Source organism: Lysobacter sp. Root494 (genome assembly GCF_001427225.1).
In the GTDB taxonomy this organism is placed as follows: domain Bacteria; phylum Pseudomonadota; class Gammaproteobacteria; order Xanthomonadales; family Xanthomonadaceae; genus Agrilutibacter.
The window spans coordinates 635371-651126 of the sequence record NZ_LMFH01000005.1; the positions used below are offsets into that span (position 1 = coordinate 635371).

At 65.4% G+C, this 15756-nt stretch carries 19 protein-coding genes; 12 read left to right on the top strand and 7 right to left on the bottom strand.

Annotated features, from left to right (window positions below):
* From ASD14_RS06210 to ASD14_RS06220, 3 genes are all read left to right on the top strand, one after another.
* Entirely contained in the window at nt 1–555 is a 555-nt protein-coding gene (locus tag ASD14_RS06210; RefSeq protein ID WP_056132182.1) for a sugar O-acetyltransferase, read from the top strand.
* A gap of 117 nt (nt 556–672) precedes the next feature.
* Nucleotides 673–1143, top strand: a complete 471-nt coding sequence (locus ASD14_RS06215; RefSeq protein WP_056130538.1) for a DUF1456 family protein — start codon at nt 673–675, stop codon at nt 1141–1143.
* Between the two features lie 167 nt (nt 1144–1310).
* Nucleotides 1311–1745, top strand: a complete 435-nt coding sequence (locus ASD14_RS06220; protein WP_056130542.1) for a hypothetical protein — start codon at nt 1311–1313, stop codon at nt 1743–1745.
* Between the two features lie 67 nt (nt 1746–1812).
* Here the strand turns inward: ASD14_RS06220 and ASD14_RS06225 are convergent, their stop codons facing one another.
* A complete protein-coding gene (locus tag ASD14_RS06225; RefSeq protein ID WP_056130545.1) occupies nt 1813–2580 on the bottom strand; it encodes a flagellar brake protein in 768 nt (255 codons plus the stop codon).
* 221 nt (nt 2581–2801) lie between these two features.
* On the opposite strand from ASD14_RS06225, the gene ASD14_RS06230 reads away from it, so the two are divergent.
* From ASD14_RS06230 to ASD14_RS06240, 3 genes are all read left to right on the top strand, one after another.
* Nucleotides 2802–4121 carry a diguanylate cyclase gene (locus tag ASD14_RS06230; protein WP_056130547.1) on the top strand — a complete coding sequence of 440 codons (1320 nt, stop codon included), beginning with the start codon at nt 2802–2804 and terminating at the stop codon, nt 4119–4121.
* A gap of 178 nt (nt 4122–4299) precedes the next feature.
* Nucleotides 4300–4869 carry a hypothetical protein gene (locus ASD14_RS06235; RefSeq protein ID WP_082538767.1) on the top strand — a complete coding sequence of 190 codons (570 nt, stop codon included), beginning with the start codon at nt 4300–4302 and terminating at the stop codon, nt 4867–4869.
* Between the two features lie 66 nt (nt 4870–4935).
* Nucleotides 4936–5820, top strand: coding sequence for a helix-turn-helix domain-containing GNAT family N-acetyltransferase (locus ASD14_RS06240; protein ID WP_056130550.1), 885 nt, complete (start codon nt 4936–4938; stop codon nt 5818–5820).
* A 34-nt stretch (nt 5821–5854) separates the two neighbouring features.
* On the opposite strand, the gene ASD14_RS06245 is transcribed toward ASD14_RS06240, so the two are convergent.
* From ASD14_RS06245 to ASD14_RS06255, 3 genes are all read right to left on the bottom strand, one after another.
* Nucleotides 5855–6979: a PD40 domain-containing protein gene (locus tag ASD14_RS06245; RefSeq protein WP_162247677.1), complete on the bottom strand. Its 1125-nt coding sequence runs from the start codon at nt 6977–6979 to the stop codon at nt 5855–5857.
* A 120-nt stretch (nt 6980–7099) separates the two neighbouring features.
* Entirely contained in the window at nt 7100–7336 is a 237-nt protein-coding gene (locus ASD14_RS06250) for a hypothetical protein (protein WP_056130555.1), read from the bottom strand.
* A 66-nt stretch (nt 7337–7402) separates the two neighbouring features.
* Nucleotides 7403–8536 (bottom strand): alpha/beta fold hydrolase, encoded by a 1134-nt coding sequence (locus ASD14_RS06255; protein WP_056130558.1) that lies wholly within the window; start codon nt 8534–8536, stop codon nt 7403–7405.
* 157 nt (nt 8537–8693) lie between these two features.
* Between ASD14_RS06255 and ASD14_RS06260 the strand changes: the two genes are divergently transcribed.
* A complete protein-coding gene (locus tag ASD14_RS06260; protein ID WP_082538769.1) occupies nt 8694–9929 on the top strand; it encodes a CapA family protein in 1236 nt (411 codons plus the stop codon).
* 51 nt (nt 9930–9980) lie between these two features.
* Here ASD14_RS06260 and ASD14_RS06265 read toward each other — a convergent pair whose 3' ends face one another.
* Genes ASD14_RS06265 through ASD14_RS06275 form a run of 3 tightly spaced genes read right to left on the bottom strand, consistent with a single transcriptional unit; the run spans nt 9981 to nt 11183 of the window.
* Nucleotides 9981–10448: a hypothetical protein gene (locus tag ASD14_RS06265; RefSeq protein WP_056130564.1), complete on the bottom strand. Its 468-nt coding sequence runs from the start codon at nt 10446–10448 to the stop codon at nt 9981–9983.
* 2 nt (nt 10449–10450) lie between these two features.
* Nucleotides 10451–10672, bottom strand: a complete 222-nt coding sequence (locus ASD14_RS06270) for a helix-turn-helix transcriptional regulator (protein WP_056130568.1) — start codon at nt 10670–10672, stop codon at nt 10451–10453.
* 1 nt (nt 10673) lies between these two features.
* Complete coding sequence (locus tag ASD14_RS06275) at nt 10674–11183, bottom strand: DUF2975 domain-containing protein (protein ID WP_056130570.1); 510 nt, start codon at nt 11181–11183, stop codon at nt 10674–10676.
* Nucleotides 11184–11364: 181 nt separating this feature from the next.
* On the opposite strand from ASD14_RS06275, the gene ASD14_RS06280 reads away from it, so the two are divergent.
* From ASD14_RS06280 to ASD14_RS06300, 5 genes are all read left to right on the top strand, one after another.
* Nucleotides 11365–11838, top strand: coding sequence for a DUF1801 domain-containing protein (locus ASD14_RS06280; RefSeq protein WP_056132187.1), 474 nt, complete (start codon nt 11365–11367; stop codon nt 11836–11838).
* A gap of 107 nt (nt 11839–11945) precedes the next feature.
* Nucleotides 11946–12383, top strand: a complete 438-nt coding sequence (locus ASD14_RS06285; RefSeq protein ID WP_200947045.1) for a helix-turn-helix transcriptional regulator — start codon at nt 11946–11948, stop codon at nt 12381–12383.
* 17 nt (nt 12384–12400) lie between these two features.
* The gene (locus tag ASD14_RS06290; protein ID WP_056130576.1) at nt 12401–12811 is read left to right on the top strand and encodes a VOC family protein; all 411 of its coding nucleotides are present in this window, start codon (nt 12401–12403) and stop codon (nt 12809–12811) included.
* Nucleotides 12812–13037: 226 nt separating this feature from the next.
* The gene (locus ASD14_RS15995) at nt 13038–13403 is read left to right on the top strand and encodes a DUF1801 domain-containing protein (protein ID WP_056132189.1); all 366 of its coding nucleotides are present in this window, start codon (nt 13038–13040) and stop codon (nt 13401–13403) included.
* 317 nt (nt 13404–13720) lie between these two features.
* On the top strand, nt 13721–15736 hold the full coding sequence (locus tag ASD14_RS06300) for a M13 family metallopeptidase (protein WP_157475130.1): 2016 nt from the start codon (nt 13721–13723) through the stop codon (nt 15734–15736).
* The last annotated feature ends 20 nt before the right edge of the window (nt 15737–15756 follow it).

Consider the following 15756-nt stretch of genomic DNA (forward strand, 5'->3'; position numbering starts at 1 on the left):
ATGTCCAGAACGGAAAAGCAGAAGATGCTGGCGGGCGAGCTGTACAACGCCAACACACCGGAGATACAGGCCGACCAGGCGGCGACGCGCGCGTGGCTGGCACGTTTCAACGCGAGCCTCGCGCTCGATCCCTCCGACTGGCACCGGCTGCTGGAGGACCGGTTGGCCGAGGTCGGGGAGGGTGCCGTCATCCGGCCACCCTTCCACTGCGACTACGGCTTCAACATCCGCTTGGGCGCCGGGGTTTTCCTCAACTTCAACTGCGTGATCCTCGACGTCGTCGAAGTCGCGATCGGCGCGGGCACGCAGGTAGGGCCCGCCGTGCAGATACTCACCGCGGACCACCCCCGCGACCCCGGCGAGCGCGCCAGTGGGCTGGAATCAGGCCGCCCGGTCCGGATTGGACGCAATGTCTGGATCGGTGCCGGCGCGATCCTGTTGCCGGGCGTGTGCGTCGGCGACGACGCGGTCATCGGTGCCGGCAGCGTGGTGACGCGCGACGTGCCCGCCGGCGCCACGGCGTTCGGCAATCCTGCGCGGGTCAGGCAGGCGTGAGTCGAGCGCGGTCGCGCGGCCATGTTCCGGGCGCGGCATTGCGGAGAAAGCGCGTCGTGCCGGTTCGGTGACCTAAGCTATCCAGCCTCATGCCGCATCGCCAGCAGTTCAAACCCCATGATCAACAACGACGTCCTGCGCAGCATCCGCTACATGCTCGATCTCAGCGACATCAGGGTCGTCGAGATCACGAAGCTGGCCGACCCGGCGTTTCCGATCGGGAAGGCGGACGTGCAGGCGTTCCTGCGCAAGGACGAGGATCCCGAGTACGCCGAGTGCAGCAACGCCGTGCTCGCGCATTTCCTCGACGGGCTGATCATCCATTGCCGCGGCCGCGACGAGAGCGTGCCGCCGCGGCCAGTGGAGAAGCGCGTCAACAACAACGTGGTGCTGAAGAAGTTGCGGGTAGCGTTCGCGCTGAAGGACGTCGACATGCACGAGATCTTCGAGTCCGCCGGTTTCCCGATCTCCAAGCCGGAACTGACCGCGCTGTTCCGCCAGCCCGGCCACAACAACTACCGCGTGTGCGGCGACCAGCTGCTGCGCAATTTCCTGAAGGGGCTGACGCTGCGTGTCCGGGGTTCGTAAGGGCGTCGATCCTTAGGCTTCCCTGGGGATGCGAGATCGGCGGGTCGGTTGACTGCGAGACAACACAGCAACCGGCAAGCGAAGCGCACCCGGATGACGACACCGCACGCGACGCCAAGGCGTACGCTCCCGCAATCCCCTGCAGCAGGTATTCCATGCCCCGTTCCATGCTCCACGATTCGCTACGGCTGGAACTCATGGACGACGTGCCGGTGGCCCGGCTGCAGTCCACGGAGCGGGTATTCGACCGCGCCGTCGAACGGGTCGCCCGGCTCATCCGCGAAACGGTGGCGAAAGGCCAGCCGCACCTGCTGCTGGATGTCCGCGACGCTGCCTTCGATTCGCCTTCGGTGGTGGACCGGCTGCGCATGGTGCGCCAGTGGGCGGAGGCCGCCGATGGCCGGCTGCGGATCGTGGTGGTCGCGCGTCCGGAATTCATCGACCCCGAACGATTCGGGGTGGTGGTTGCCGCCAACTTCGGGCTGACCGTACAGGTGTTCGAGCGCGAGGAAGATGCCTTCGCCTGGCTTCGCGCGGAGCGCGCGGCCGAGCTGGAACGGAGTGCATCGCGGCCCGGAAGGCGAGGGGAAAGGAACCCCTGACTCGCCATTGAAGGTGGCATCCGATCCGCTGATTGGAGGACAACGCCGGCCGCGTTTCGCGTCCGGTCTATTCCTGCGCACGCCGGCGCGAGACGCGTTCGCGATCCAGCTGCATCACGTAGCGAAGCAGCTTGTCCTGCGTGGCGAGCGGCAGGCCGACGAATTCGCAACCGGCTTGCAGGACCGGCGGGCCGTGGCCGTCCCGGGCCACGACATGTCGCACTAGCAGGTTGACGGTGACGGGTTCCAGGAAGGGGAGGTCGATGACGCAGCCTTCCAGTGTCTCGCCCACCACCAGGGGAACGGCGTTGGCGGGACTCAGCATCGCCAGGCCACCGCCGCCGATGTCGCGGATCGTCGCGTCGATCCACGCCGGCTCTTCTGCAGGATGGCGCACGGGCAACCGGCACCGCAGCGATCCCATGGGCGGGGCTATCCGCAAATAATCGCGCCGCTGCTGGTAGAGCAGCCGTCCGGGAAACGGCACGCCAAGCGCAGGCCGGTCGTCATGCCGGTCCAGCCACGCGGGTCCGCAGGTGAAAACGACGCTGATGCGCTCGATGCTGCCTTCGAAGCGCAGCTGCGCGCTGTCCAGCCACTCACGCAGCGCGTCCTTCGCGCGCGGGACGTCGATCAACAAGGATTTCTCGCCGACGTGCAGCAGCGCCGTGACCTGCGTGGCTGCCGCGCCCACGGCGTGGGCGACCAGCACGCTGCGGGCATCGAGCAGCCGGTGCAGGTGGCCGCGGATCTCGCCAGCACCATGCACCATGTACTTCTCGTAGCAGCGCTCGTCAGCCGGCTGGCGGAGGGCTTCTGTGGGCCGACTCGTCATTGCTCTCATAACGGCAATGCAGACGGAAGCTTGAGCGGTCGTGGCGGAACGTCGTGCACCTTGAGCTCGCATCGCGATCGCGACCAGGCCCGCCCTGGGTGCTCCAGGAAGAAAGTCCCCAGCCGTGCTGCGTTTTTCCTCAGCTAGTTGAACGCGCGCGCCTTCAGCGGCCCGGGCATTTGCCGATATTCCTGCTGCAACAATTCGTTGGCCGGAATCCCGTGCATCCTTCCTTTCGCGCCATCCCAGCGCTCAACACCGAATCGCAGGCCCAGGCCATCCTGCTGGTCGACAATTCGCGCATGTTCTCGGGGATGGTCGCCGCCACGATCCACGAGCGGTTGGGCCTGCCGGTCACCGTGGCCGCTTCGCTGGCAGAGGCGAAGCAGGCGCTCGCACGGGACCCCGGGTGCTATTTCCTCGTCTTTACCGGACTAGTGCTGTCCGATGCCGATCCGGACACGGTGCTGGCGTTCTTCGTCGAATCCGGGCTGCCGATGGTGGTCGTCTCCGGGGTGTATGACGAGGCGATCCGGCAGAAGGTGCTGTCCAGGCCGGTAGTGGACTGCGTGCTCAAGAACACGCCCGGCAGCATCGATTACCTGGTCTGGCTGGCCCAGCGGCTTGATCGCAACCGCCGCATCGGTGCGCTGGTCGTCGACGATTCGGCATCCGCGCGCGCCCTTGCCGCAACGATGCTGCGGCTCTATGGGTTCACCGTCATCGAAGCCGCCGGTGGCGAGGAGGCGCTGCGCGCGGTTGCGGCCAATCCGTGGATTCGCCTCGTCATCGCCGACTACGAGATGCCGGAGATGGATGGGCTCGAACTCACCCGTCGCCTGCGTGCGACCTGCACGCGCGATCGCATGTCGATCATCGGCATCTCCGGCGCGGAAGCCCCGTCGCTGGTCGCGAGGTTCCTCAAGCACGGCGCCAACGACTTCCTGCACAAGCCCTATTCGCGTGAGGAATTCTTCTGCCGTGTTTCGCAGAATGTCGACAATCTCGATCTCATCGGCACCCTGCAGGACCTGGCGACCAAGGACTTCCTCACCGGCCTGCCCAACCGTCGCCACTTCTTCGACCACGGTGGGCGGATGTTCCAGGCGGAAGGCGCCGCGGAGCTCACCACGGGCATGCTCGACATCGATCATTTCAAGCACATCAACGACAGCTACGGCCACGAAGCCGGTGATATCGCGATCAGAGCGGTTGCCAACGCGGTGGCGCAGCATGTCGGTCCACGCGACCTGCCTTCGCGTTTCGGCGGAGAGGAGTTCGCGATCGTGGCCTCGGGTCTTTTGGATGCGAGGGTGCGTACCTACTTCGAACAGTTGCGGAGCGATATCGAAGCGATGGACATTCCGTTGCCCGATGGCCGCAGCATCCGACTGACCGTCAGCATTGGCGTGTGCACCTCGGGCGACAGCCTGTCGGCCATGCTGGCCGAAGCCGACCGGCAGCTCTATGTCGCCAAGGCCGCGGGCCGCAACCGGGTGGAACATGCCGCGTCCGGGGCCCGGGAAGCGGCATTCGCCTGATCGCGGCGGCAATGGTCCGCCGTGCTGTAGCGCGGAGTGCACGTTGACTGCTCTTCTCCCTCGCTTCACACAAACCCCATCACGCCTTCATCCATGCGAGCGAGCCTGAGCGGGAACGACCGGACGTGCAGGATCAGACTGCTTCGGTCCGGAAGTTCCACTCATCCTGGAGGCTCCCATGGCAACCACGCCCGTTACCGACCCGCGCCGCGGCAGGAATCGTTTCCGACCATTGATCTGGGGCGCAGCGGCGCTCCTGCTGCTCCTGCCCGCGGTCGCCATGCAATTCACTGGCGAGGTGAACTGGACCGGATCGGACTTCCTCGTCATGGGCGCCATGCTCGCCACCGCCTGCGGTCTGTATGAGCTGGCGGTGTGGCTGAGCGGCGATACGGTTTACCGCGCTGCATTCGGCGTCGCTGTGTTTACCGGCTTCCTCACGGTCTGGGTCAACCTCGCGGTGGGAATGCTGGGCAGCGAGAACAACATCGAGAACCTGATGTTCGCGGGTGTGCTGCTGATTGCGGCCGTAGGCGCGCTCGTCGCGAACTTCCGTCCGCGTGGCATGGCCTGGGCAATGGATGCCGCCGCGCTCGCGCAACTGCTCGTGTGCGTGATCGCGCTGGTGATCGGCTTCCGCGAGCGTGGGGTGTTTCTTGCGGCGTGCTTCGCCGCGCCCTGGTTCGCGTCGGCGCAGTTGTTCCGCAAGGCGGCTCGGGACCAGGAAGCGGCAACAACCGTGCAATGAGCCGCGGGACGCGATGACGGGTCAGCACGGGTTGATCCGGGTCCATTGTCTGACTAAAGTCAGGAAATGGACGAACGCCAGATCCAGCAGGTTCGCAACTTCAATCGGGCGGTGACGCGGCGGGTCGGCGCGCTCGGCGACGATTACCTCGGGCGTGGCCGGCCGCTGGCCGAGTCGCGGTTGTTGTTCGAAATCGGGCGTGACGGCGCGGACGTGCGCGCCCTGCGCGCGCGCCTGTCGATGGATTCGGGCTACCTGAGCCGGTTGCTGCGGGCGCTGGAATCACAGGGATTGGCGAAGTCGCGGGCGTCCGCCGAAGACGCGCGCGTGCGCCGGGTGACGCTGACGGCCAAGGGGCGCCGCGAAGTCGACGCGCTTGATCGCCGCTCGCAGGAATTCGCCGCTTCGTTGCTGGCATCACTTCGCGAGCCCCAACGCGCGCAGCTAGTCAAGGCGATGGAGGATGTGGAGCGCCTGATGCGCGCCGCGTCGGTTGTCGTGGAAGTCGCCGACCCGGCCAGTGACGACGCACGCACCTGCATCGACGCGTACCTAAGCGAGATCGACGCGCGCTTCGCTACCGGCTTCGATCCGACGCGCGGTCCATCCGCCGATCCGGACGAACTCGTTCCACCTGCCGGCGTGTTCCTGCTCGCCCGGGTCGACGAGGAGGCGATCGGGTGCGGTGCGCTGAAGGTCATCGAGGACGGCATCGGCGAAATCAAGCGCATGTGGGTCTCGCCGGCCGCGCGCGGCCTGGGCATCGCACAGCGGCTGCTCGATGCGCTCGAACAGCAGGCGATCGCCATGCGACTGCATACGCTACGGCTCGACACGAACCGCACGCTGGCCGAGGCCCGGGCGTTGTACGCGCGCAACGGTTATCGGGAGATCGAGCGATACAACGACAATCCGTATGCCGATCACTGGTTCGAGAAGCGGGTGGGGTAAGCCGCATCCGCCCCGCCGCTGGCAAGCGCCAGCCCTAAGGCTCGAACCACGCTCCCGCATCGGCCGATCCCGGCGGCAGCGACATCACGACGCGGTTGTCGACATTGACGATGCGCAATGCGTCGCGCGGAATGGTCAACGAGACATCGGCCCAGGTGCGGCGCGTGGCGACCACGTGCACGTTGTCCTTCGACCAGTCGGCGGCCATGTACGCATGGTCGGGCGTGCGCGAGGCGGTGACACGACGCGCGCCGCTGCCGTCGGCGTTCACCACGTAGAGCGGGTTGTAGTAGCGGAACTCGGGTTCGATCTCGTACGTCTCGCCGGTATAGGCGATGCGCCTGCCATTGTGCGACCAGCGTGGCGCATAGCCCCATCCGACGATGCGCGACTCGCCCGTGCTGAAGTTCACCTGCAGCAGGTCCCACGGCACGATGTCGGCGTAAATGCCGCGGCGCCCGTCGGGCGAGAATTCCAGGCGCAGCGGCCAGTCCATGATCCGGTCGTCCAGCACGGTCGGCGCGCCGGTGGCGACGTCGACGCGATAGGCCAGTGCACGCCAGGTCGGTTCGAGCCGGCCCGCGTAATAACCGGCTTCGACCAGCAGGCTGCGGCGGTCCGCAGACCATGCCACCCGCTGGATCTGCGCTGGCGCGGGCGGGCAGTACAGATCACGTGTCGAACGACGGACCGCATCGACGATCGTTACGCAATTCCGGTTGCGATACGTGGCCGCCACGGCAATACGTTCGCCCGGACCCCAGGCCGGTGCCCGGAAACTGCCGTCGCCGCTGGCGAGGACATGCACGTGGCCGCTGGCGGTGTCGAAGATATGCACGCGGTACGTGGCGGAATGGCCGACATGCATGCTCGCGCGTTCGAAGGCGATCCGCTTCCCGTCCGGCGACCAGCTCCCGCCGCCGTCGAGCGCGTTCTTCATGGCTGGCGTGAGCGCGCGTGTCGCTCCCGAGTCGACGTCGTACAACCACAGGCTGCGGTTGGCGGGCGTCGTGTCCGGCTTCAGTTCGGTGCGCGTGAACATGATCGATCCCGCGACCTGTTCGGCTGCGCGCGTCGGCGATGCGGCGACGGTTGCAACGGCGACGAGTGCCCAGGCCCCGGCCCGACGGCAGGCGTTATGGATGGTGCGCGTATTCATCTGCTCCCCCGACTGCGACATTGCAGCGAGCGGGCAGTTTCCGCGCGCGGATGTCACTTCCAGGTCAAGAAGCGGCTATAAAAACGCGGAAAAAACGCGGTGAAACTGAAGCAGTCAGTCTCAGTGACGACGCGCGTCCTTGCTGTTGGCGTTGTCGCTTGAAGGACTGCCGCTGCTACGACGATCGCGAAGCTGGTCATCGGCAACGTCGCCCTGGTCATCCAGGCCGACGTCGTCCAGCCGCTGCTTCACGCGCTGCTCGTCATCGACCGGATGACGGAGCCCTTCCTGTTGTCCACCCGCTTCGCTGCCGCCTGGTTGTCGTGTCGTGGGAGGCGTGTTTCGCTGCGTGTTCATGAGCGATCCCTTGTTCGTCCGATGTGCAGGCAGTGTGCGCGTGGGGCGGTTAGGGGACGATCAAGCCTAGCGATTGACCGCAGGCCCATTCACGCCTGCATAGCCATTCGCGCACCCGGTGGTGCACGTGGTCGCCAGCATGTTGTAGACGATGCGCCCTGCATTGCTTTTGGAACGGAAGTGGCCGACGCCATTGCTGGTATCGCCGCCGCCCTGGTTGTACGGGCTGCCATCCGCCCAGTCCCAGTCGTATGCATAGGCGCTGCTGCCGAAGCCGACATCGACCTGTGCCTTGACGTTGCTGCCGGCATTGAAGAGCGCACCGCTGCTGCATCCGGCGGCGTAGCTCGTGGTGAAGCAATGCACCTGGTCGTAGGCGCCGGCGGTGATCGTGTAGAAGCTGATGGTGGAGAACAACGCAGGCATGGCACGCAGGCTGTTGCTGCCGCTACCGGTCCAGCGGTTGTATCCGTAGCCTGCAACGCCGCTGCTCGGGTAGAAGCCGAAGGTGTAGTAGTCGTATGGCCACACGTAGGCTTCCGCATTGCAGGTGGGCGCATAGGGCGACTGGTATCCGGTCGAGTAGCACGTGTTGAGGCCGCGCAGGCCACCGCCGATGTTGACGAAGCGGCGCACGCTGGCCTGGGCACCGTAATAGCGCAGCATCGCGAGCGCCATGCTCGATCCCATCGAATGCGCGACGATGTCCACCTGCGTGCGGCCGGTGTACGCCTTCACCTTGTCGATGAAGGTCTTGAGCATCTGGTACTTCGCGGGCTCGTGATAGTTGTATTGCGGGGTCGCGCGCTCATCGGCATCCAGGTAGGTGATGCCGAACAGTTCGCAGTCGTTGTACCCGCGCGCCTTGAGCTCGTCGTAAACGGAAGTCGCCGGCGTGGCGTAGCCGCCCACGCTGCCGGGCGGCATGTCGAAGCTGATCGCGCTGTCGCCATTGCCGGGGATGTACACCACAGGCGTGCGCGTCGCCGTGCAACTGCCGCCGCCAAAGCCGCCGTTGCCGACGCCGGGACTGAAACCGCCCGCGTACTGGGTGGCCGCGCCCGAGCAGGTATAGCCGTTGTTGCTGCCGCATTCGAGCGCAAGTACGTCGACGGGCAGCAGCATTGCAGCAGCCCCGAGGACCGGCAACGCGAGCGTGGAGAAAAGAGCAGGAACGAATTTCAGCGTGCTGCGGAACATGGTGCCCTCCCGAGGGTGCAAGTTCGACCACAACGAAGTCCGGCCGAACCGATGCTGTTCCTGCGGGGCAAGCGCAGCCATTGCACGAAAGGGCATGACGCAGTGCATCACCGCCGTGCCCATGCGGACATAACAGCCGCACGCCTACGCTCCCGGCATGCGCGGACGTCGTCGGTTCCTTCGATTACTGGGATGCCTCACGGCGGGTGTCGCGGCACTCACGCTGCGCGACGGGCACGCCGGTGCGCCACGGCAGGAACGGAGCGACGCACGGCCGAGCGACGACGCGGCTTCCATCACGCTGTTCCTGGGCGGCGACGTCATGACCGGGCGCGCGATCGATCAGGTCCTGCCGCATCCGTCGAAGCCGCAGTTGTACGAGCCGCGGATGCACAACGCGCTGGGTTACCTGGCGCTCGCGCAAGACGCGAACGGCAGGATCCGGCGTCCGGTCGCCTTCCCCTACGTCTGGGGAGATGCGTTGGCGGAGCTGGAACGGCGCAAGCCGGCGGCCCGCATCATCAATCTCGAAACCAGCGTCACGCGCAGCGACACGCCGTGGCCGAAGGTCATCAATTACCGCATGCATCCGGCGAACGTCGGCTGCCTGACGGCCGCCGGCATCCACTGCTGCACGCTGGCCAACAACCATGTGCTGGACTGGCAACGCGAAGGGCTTGTCGAAACGCTGGAGACACTGCAGCGCGCGAAAATCGCCACGGCGGGCGCGGGTGGTGACCTCGACGCGGCACAGGCGCCGGCCATCGTTCCGGTGGCTGATGGCGCACGCATCCTGGTATTCGCGGCGGCTACCGAAGACAGCGGCGTGCCGGCGGAGTGGACAGCAACGGCGACCCTTCCGGGCGTGCATCGTTTGCCCGATCTGTCGAGGAAGACAGTGGCGCGGATCTCAGCGCTCGTGCGGCGTTACCGGCGAACGGCCGATCGCGTGGTGTTCTCGCTGCACTGGGGCGGTAACTGGGGCTATACGATTTCGCGCGAGCAGCGCGCATTCGCGCATGCGCTGATCGATGATGCCGGCGCCGACATTGTGCATGGGCATTCATCGCATCACCCCAGGGCCGTTGAGGTGTACCACGATCGCCTGGTCCTGTATGGCTGCGGCGACCTGCTCAACGACTATGAAGGCATCGGTGGACACGAAGAGTTCCGTGGGGAGCTCGGGCTGATGTATTTCCCCACGCTCGACCCTGCCACGGGTCGCCTGCGCGGACTCGAACTCGTGCCCACGCGCATCCGCCGCTTCCGCATCAACCGTGCAGGTAGCGAAGACCGCGGCTGGTTGCTTGCAAGACTGCGTCGTGAATACCAGGTGTTCGGCTGCGATGTGGAGCAGGATGCCGGTGGCGCGTTTGCGGTGCGGTGGCCGTAGCGGCAGCCGCATCCCGCGAACATTCCAGTGCCAGGGCCACGCGGTCGCGTGCTAACCGGCAGTATTCGCCGGCGGCGAGGCGACATTCCTGCGAGGCCACTGCACATACGTTCGATACGCGTAGCCCCACGGCACCACTGCCATCAACAGCGGCACCGCGACGAACGCATGCGCGATCTGTTCCGCGGGCGAACCGGCGAGCGCGCCGTCCCGCCACAGCGGCCACGCAACGAAGACAAGCCACAGCGTCTTGTAGCCGATGGTGAAGAACATCAGCGGCAACCAGCGCAGCGGGTGGATCAGCCCGAACACGGCGAGGGCGGGGTAGGTGGCCCAGACGCAGACCGCGACCGCGCGCACCGGATCCCACGGCCCTTCGTGCGTCAGCAGCCCGCTCCAGGCGTCGGTTGCGACGAAGACCAGCATCAGGAAATAGAACACGCGCAGGCCCCAGACGTGGAACGGGCGCACGCCCTCGTAACGTCGCGGGTCGGAGGTGAATGCCGAGAGGAGGTTCATGGTCATTCCTGCGATGGTTGCATGGGGTCGAAGGCGAGCAGTTCGCCCGGCTGGCATTCGAGCGCCACGCAGATCGCTTCAAGCGTGGAAAAGCGGATCGCCTTCGCCTTGCCGGTTTTCAGAATGGACAGGTTCGCGAGGGTGATGTCGATGCGCGAGGCGAGCTCGGTGAGGGTCATGCGACGCGCGTGCAGCATCTCGTCGAGACGGACAAGAATCGCCATCTCACACCGTTCCTTCGAGGTCGGCGCGCATGCGTGCCCCCTGCGAGAAAACGCCCGCCAGCACGAACAGCATCAGCACCGCGAACCAGGGCGCTATCGAGAATCCGTCGATGCGGCCGGCTTCCCAGACCGTGGAGATGATCGACGCGACGATCAGCCGCAACACCTCGAGCGCGAGCACGCTCCACGCGATCGCCGTCAGGCGCCGGGCGTTCTCGAGAATGAAGGGATCGCCGCTGCGCACCGTATCCACGATTGCCAGCAGTCGCCGCAGGATCGTGTGGCCGATCACGGCACCGACCACACCGAGGAGGACCACCACGCGAAGCCCGTTCGGCAGCTGCGGATGCGTCGACGCGAAATCGCCGAGCGGTGTCTGCGGCCAACCCTTTATGAAGAAGCTGAAGACCAGCAGCAGGGAGATGCAGGCGCCGTAGACGATGTTCAGGACGGTCAGGAACTGGATGACCGGGCGGGCGACAGCGAGGGCGCGGGCGGACGTGCTGTACATGGCGGTGTCTCGGCTGGTTTATCGTAGGTCGATAATATACATATCGAATAACAATAAAAATATGCCGAAAGACACCCCTCCTGCCGCGTGGCAGCGAGAATCCGTGCATCACAGGGGAACAGGTGGAGCACATCCAATGGTCAACAGGACACCCGTCAGGCCAGCGGCTGGGGGAAAGAAGGTGCCTGCGAAAACGCCCAAGCCGCATGAGTCGGCCGCCCGCTCTGCAGCCCGCATAACCGCGGCGCCAACCAGGGCGAAACTGCTCTCCGGTGGCAACCCGCAGATCGCGAAGGCGGACGGCGATGCTCCGGTGCAGGCCTACATCGCGGCGATGCCCGGCTGGAAGCGCGACGTCGGCCGCCGCATCGATGCGCTCATCGAGCGCACGGTCCCCGGCGTGCACAAGGCGGTGAAGTGGAACTCGCCCTTTTATGGCATCGAAGGGCAGGGCTGGTTCCTCTCCTGTCATTGCTTCACGAACTACGTGAAGGTGACTTTCTTCCGCGGCACGTTGTTGCGTCCGGTTCCGCCCGGCGCGTCGAAACACAAGGAAGTTCGCTACCTCGACATCCATGAGGACGATGCGATCGACCAGGAACAGTTCGCCGCATGGGTGACGCAGGCGAGCCAGCTTCCCGGCGAACGCATGTGAGCGGGCGAGGTGCACGCGTGGTAACAGCGAAAGAAGACAAGCGCGTACGCGAGTCCACAGGGCAGGACCCAGAGCTGTTGCGAAGGCTGCTGCGCGCGAAGGACCGGATGGATGCGGCGTCGCACGAAGAATGGCCGGTCGCAAGGTTGGCGCGCGTGAGCCACGTGTCGGAGGCGCATTTCGCACGCTCGTTCAAGGACGCCTTCGGCGTTCCGCCGCACCGCTACCTGCTCACGCGTCGCATCGAGCGCGCCACGGCACTGCTTCGCGAAACGGACCTGCCCATCATCGACATCGCGTTCCAGACCGGGTGGAAAAGCCTGGGCACGTTCGGGCGCACGTTCCGCGATGTCACCAATGAGAGCCCCAGCGAATTCCGTGCACGACAGCGGGCAGCCATGCATGCACTCGAATGGGTCCCGGCCTGCTTCCTCAGTGCCGCGCACCGGCCCGACCTCACCATCGCAGTTTCGGAGAAGCGGCGCCGGGAGGCCGAGGCTATAAATGCGCCCACACAAACGGGTTCGCCCGAACATACAGGTTAAAAAACGGAGGAAGTCCCATGAGCCAGGGTGTCGGAGTAGCCGGGTTGTACGTTCGCGATCAGGATGAAGCGCTCGAGTTCTACGTCGGGAAAGTCGGATTCAAGGTCCACACCGATGCGCGAAACGGCGATTACCGCTGGCTCACGGTGCAGCATCCGGACCAGCCCTCGTTCCAGCTCGGCCTGTTCACGCCGGAGCAGCCGATGCTCGATGCCGCGACCGTGCAGATGCTGCGCGAGATCCTGGCGAAAGGCGCGATGCCGCCGCTCGTGTTCGTCGTCGACGACTGCCGCGCGGCCTACGAGCGGATGCGTGCGCAAGGCGTCGAATTCACGCAGGAACCGATCGATCGTTATGGCACCGTGGACGCCGGCTTCCGCGATCCATCGGGCAATGGCTGGAAAATGATCCAGGCGCGGCGGGCCTGACATGAGCGGCAGCGCTTTCTACCGGGAAGCTGGCGCGCAGGATGCTGTCAACGGAACCCAACCCAATTCCGGAGTGAACACAGTGACCGTCAAGAAGGCCGCGACGAAGAAGACCACGAGCAAGCCGGCGAAGGTTGCGAAGAAAGCGCCTGCGAAGGCAGCCGCGTCGCGCCAGACGGCCAGCAAGCCAGCGGACGTGACGAACGCCTCGCGGCGCATCGACGCCATGATCGAAAAGGTCGGCGGCTGGCGCGGCGAACGGCTCGCGGAAATCCGCAAGCTCATCCATGAGGTCGACCCCGAGGTGGTCGAGGAGTGGAAGTGGATGGGCACTCCCGTCTGGTCGCACCAGGGCATGTACGCGCTCGCCAATGCGCACAAGGACAAGGTGAAACTCACCTTCTTCCATGGGGCCAAGCTCGCGGATGCAGGCAAGCTGTTCAACGCGGGCCTGGACGGCGGCAAGTGGCGCGCGATCGATTTTCGCGAGGGCGACAAGATCGACAAGCCCGCACTCAAGGCGTTGCTGCGCGAAGCTGTGGCTTATAACGCGGCGCATTCGGTGCCGAAGAGCAGGGGCTCGCGAGGCTGAAGCGAGAACTCTTCTCCCCGCTTGCGGGGAGAAAATGCCCGAAGGGAAGACGCCCCGAAGGAAGCGCCCTTGGGGTGTGAGGGGAGCGCGCGCGGCGAGTTGCTTCTTGCTGCTGGTTGCCGAATCAACTTCAAAGGCAAGACCACCGCTCGCTGCGCTCGCGACCCCTCACCCGACCTTCGGGCACCCTCTCCCGCAAGCGGGGAGAGGGGAGGTCAGACGCTTGCGAGCAGGCGTTACCGGACAGGACTAATGGGACGGGCCCACGCAAGGCCGAGGACTATAGTGGCGCGCACCAGCCAGCCAGGAGCGTCGCCGTGGTCCGTTCCAGCCTTCCGCTCGTCGCCATGTTTGCCGTCACCACTGCGTCCGGTGCGGTGCACGGGATCCATCCCGAGGACATCGATCGCAACGCCAACGCCTGCACCGACTTCTTCGCCTACGCCAACGGCGAGTGGCGCAAGCAGAATCCGATTCCCGACTACATGGATCGCTGGAGCCGCCGCTGGCAGTCCGGCGAGGTCAACAAGGAACACGTCCGCGACATCCTCAACGAGCTGTCGGCGCGCACCGACTGGCCGAAGGGCAGCGCGGGCCAGCTCGCGGGCGACTTTTACGCCACGTGCATGGACGAATCGCGCATCGACGCGCTCGGCAGCAAGCCGGTGCAGCCGTGGCTTGCCGAGATCGACGCGATCAAGGACAAGGCCGGCGTGCAACGCACGATCGGCAAGCTGCACGACGTGGGCGTGGCCGTGCCGTTCGGCATCTACGCGGCAGAGGACCTGCACGAACCATCGAAGACGATCGCGCATGTCTATGCCAGCGGCCTCGGCATGCCCGATCGCGATTACTACCTGAAACCCGAACCGCGTTTCGTCGAAGCCCGCGCGAAGTACCTCGAACACGTCACGAAGATGTTCGAACTCGCCGGTACGCCTGCCGACCAGGCGAAGAAGAATGCCGAGACCGTGTTCGCCTTCGAAAAGCGCCTCGCCGAAGCATCCTTCGACAACGTGCAACTGCGCGATCCGAAGCTGCAGGATCATCTCACCGCATTCGCCGACCTCGCCAGGCTCACGCCGCACTTCGACTGGGCGAAATACTTCGATGCAGCCGGCATCCCGCGCAACGCCGTGAACGTGACCCAGCCGAAGTTCGTCCAGCAGGTCGACACGGAACTGGGCACGACGCCGCTTCCGCAATGGAAGACGTACCTGCAATGGCACGTGCTCAACGCTGCCGCGGATTCCCTCTCCAAACCGTTCGTCGAGGAGAACTTCGCCTTCAACGGCAGGTTCCTCAGCGGCGCTACCGAAATCAAGCCGCGCTGGAAGCGCTGCGCCGAACTCACCGACCAGCAGCTCGGCGAAGCGCTCGGGCAGAAGTACGTCGAGAAGTATTTCCCGCCGGAAGCCAAGGCGCGCATGCAGGAGATGGTGAAGAACATCCTGCTCGCGATGGACGACGTGATCGGCGGCCTGGACTGGATGGATGAATCGACCAAGAAGAAGGCGCTGGAGAAGCGCGCGACCTTCTTCCCCAAGCTCGGTTATCCCGACAAGTTCAAGGACTACAAGGGCGTGGTCATCTCGCGCGATTCGGCGTGGGACAACGTGGTTGCCGCGTCGCGCTGGAACGTGGCTGACAATCGCAGCCAGATCGGCAAGCCGACCGATCGCAGCCGCTGGGGCATGACGCCGCCGACCTCGAACGCGTACTACAACCCGTCGCAGAACGAGATCGTGTTTCCGGCTGGCATCCTGCAGCCGCCCGCGTTCGACGTGACGGCTACGGACGCGGTCAACTACGGCGCGATCGGCGTGGTGATCGGCCATGAGATCAGCCACGGCTTCGACGACCAGGGCGCGCAGTTCGATGCGCAAGGCCGCCTCTCCAACTGGTGGACGCCGGCGGACAACAAGCAGTTCCAGGCCAAGGGCCAGTGCGTGGTGAACCAGTTCGAGAACTACTTCATCGAACCCGGCGTGCACCACAACGGCAAGCTCGTGCTCGGCGAATCCATTGGCGATCTCGCCGGCGCGAAGATCGCGTACCGCGCGTACCTGAAGTCGCGCGAAGGCAAGGGACCGGAACCGACCATCGACGGCTTCACGCCCGAGCAGCAGTTCTTCATCGCCTGGGGCCAGTGGCGTGGCGATGAAACGCGCATGGAAACGCAGCGCACGATGATCCAGGGCGACCCGCATCCGATCGCGAAGTACCGCGTGAACGGCCCGCTGTCGAACCTGCCGGAGTTCCGCCAGACGTTCCAGTGCAAGGCGGGCGATCCGATGGTGCGGGCGGACGCGGATCGTTGCGAGGTCTGGTAGGCCGGTAATCAGGCAACGGG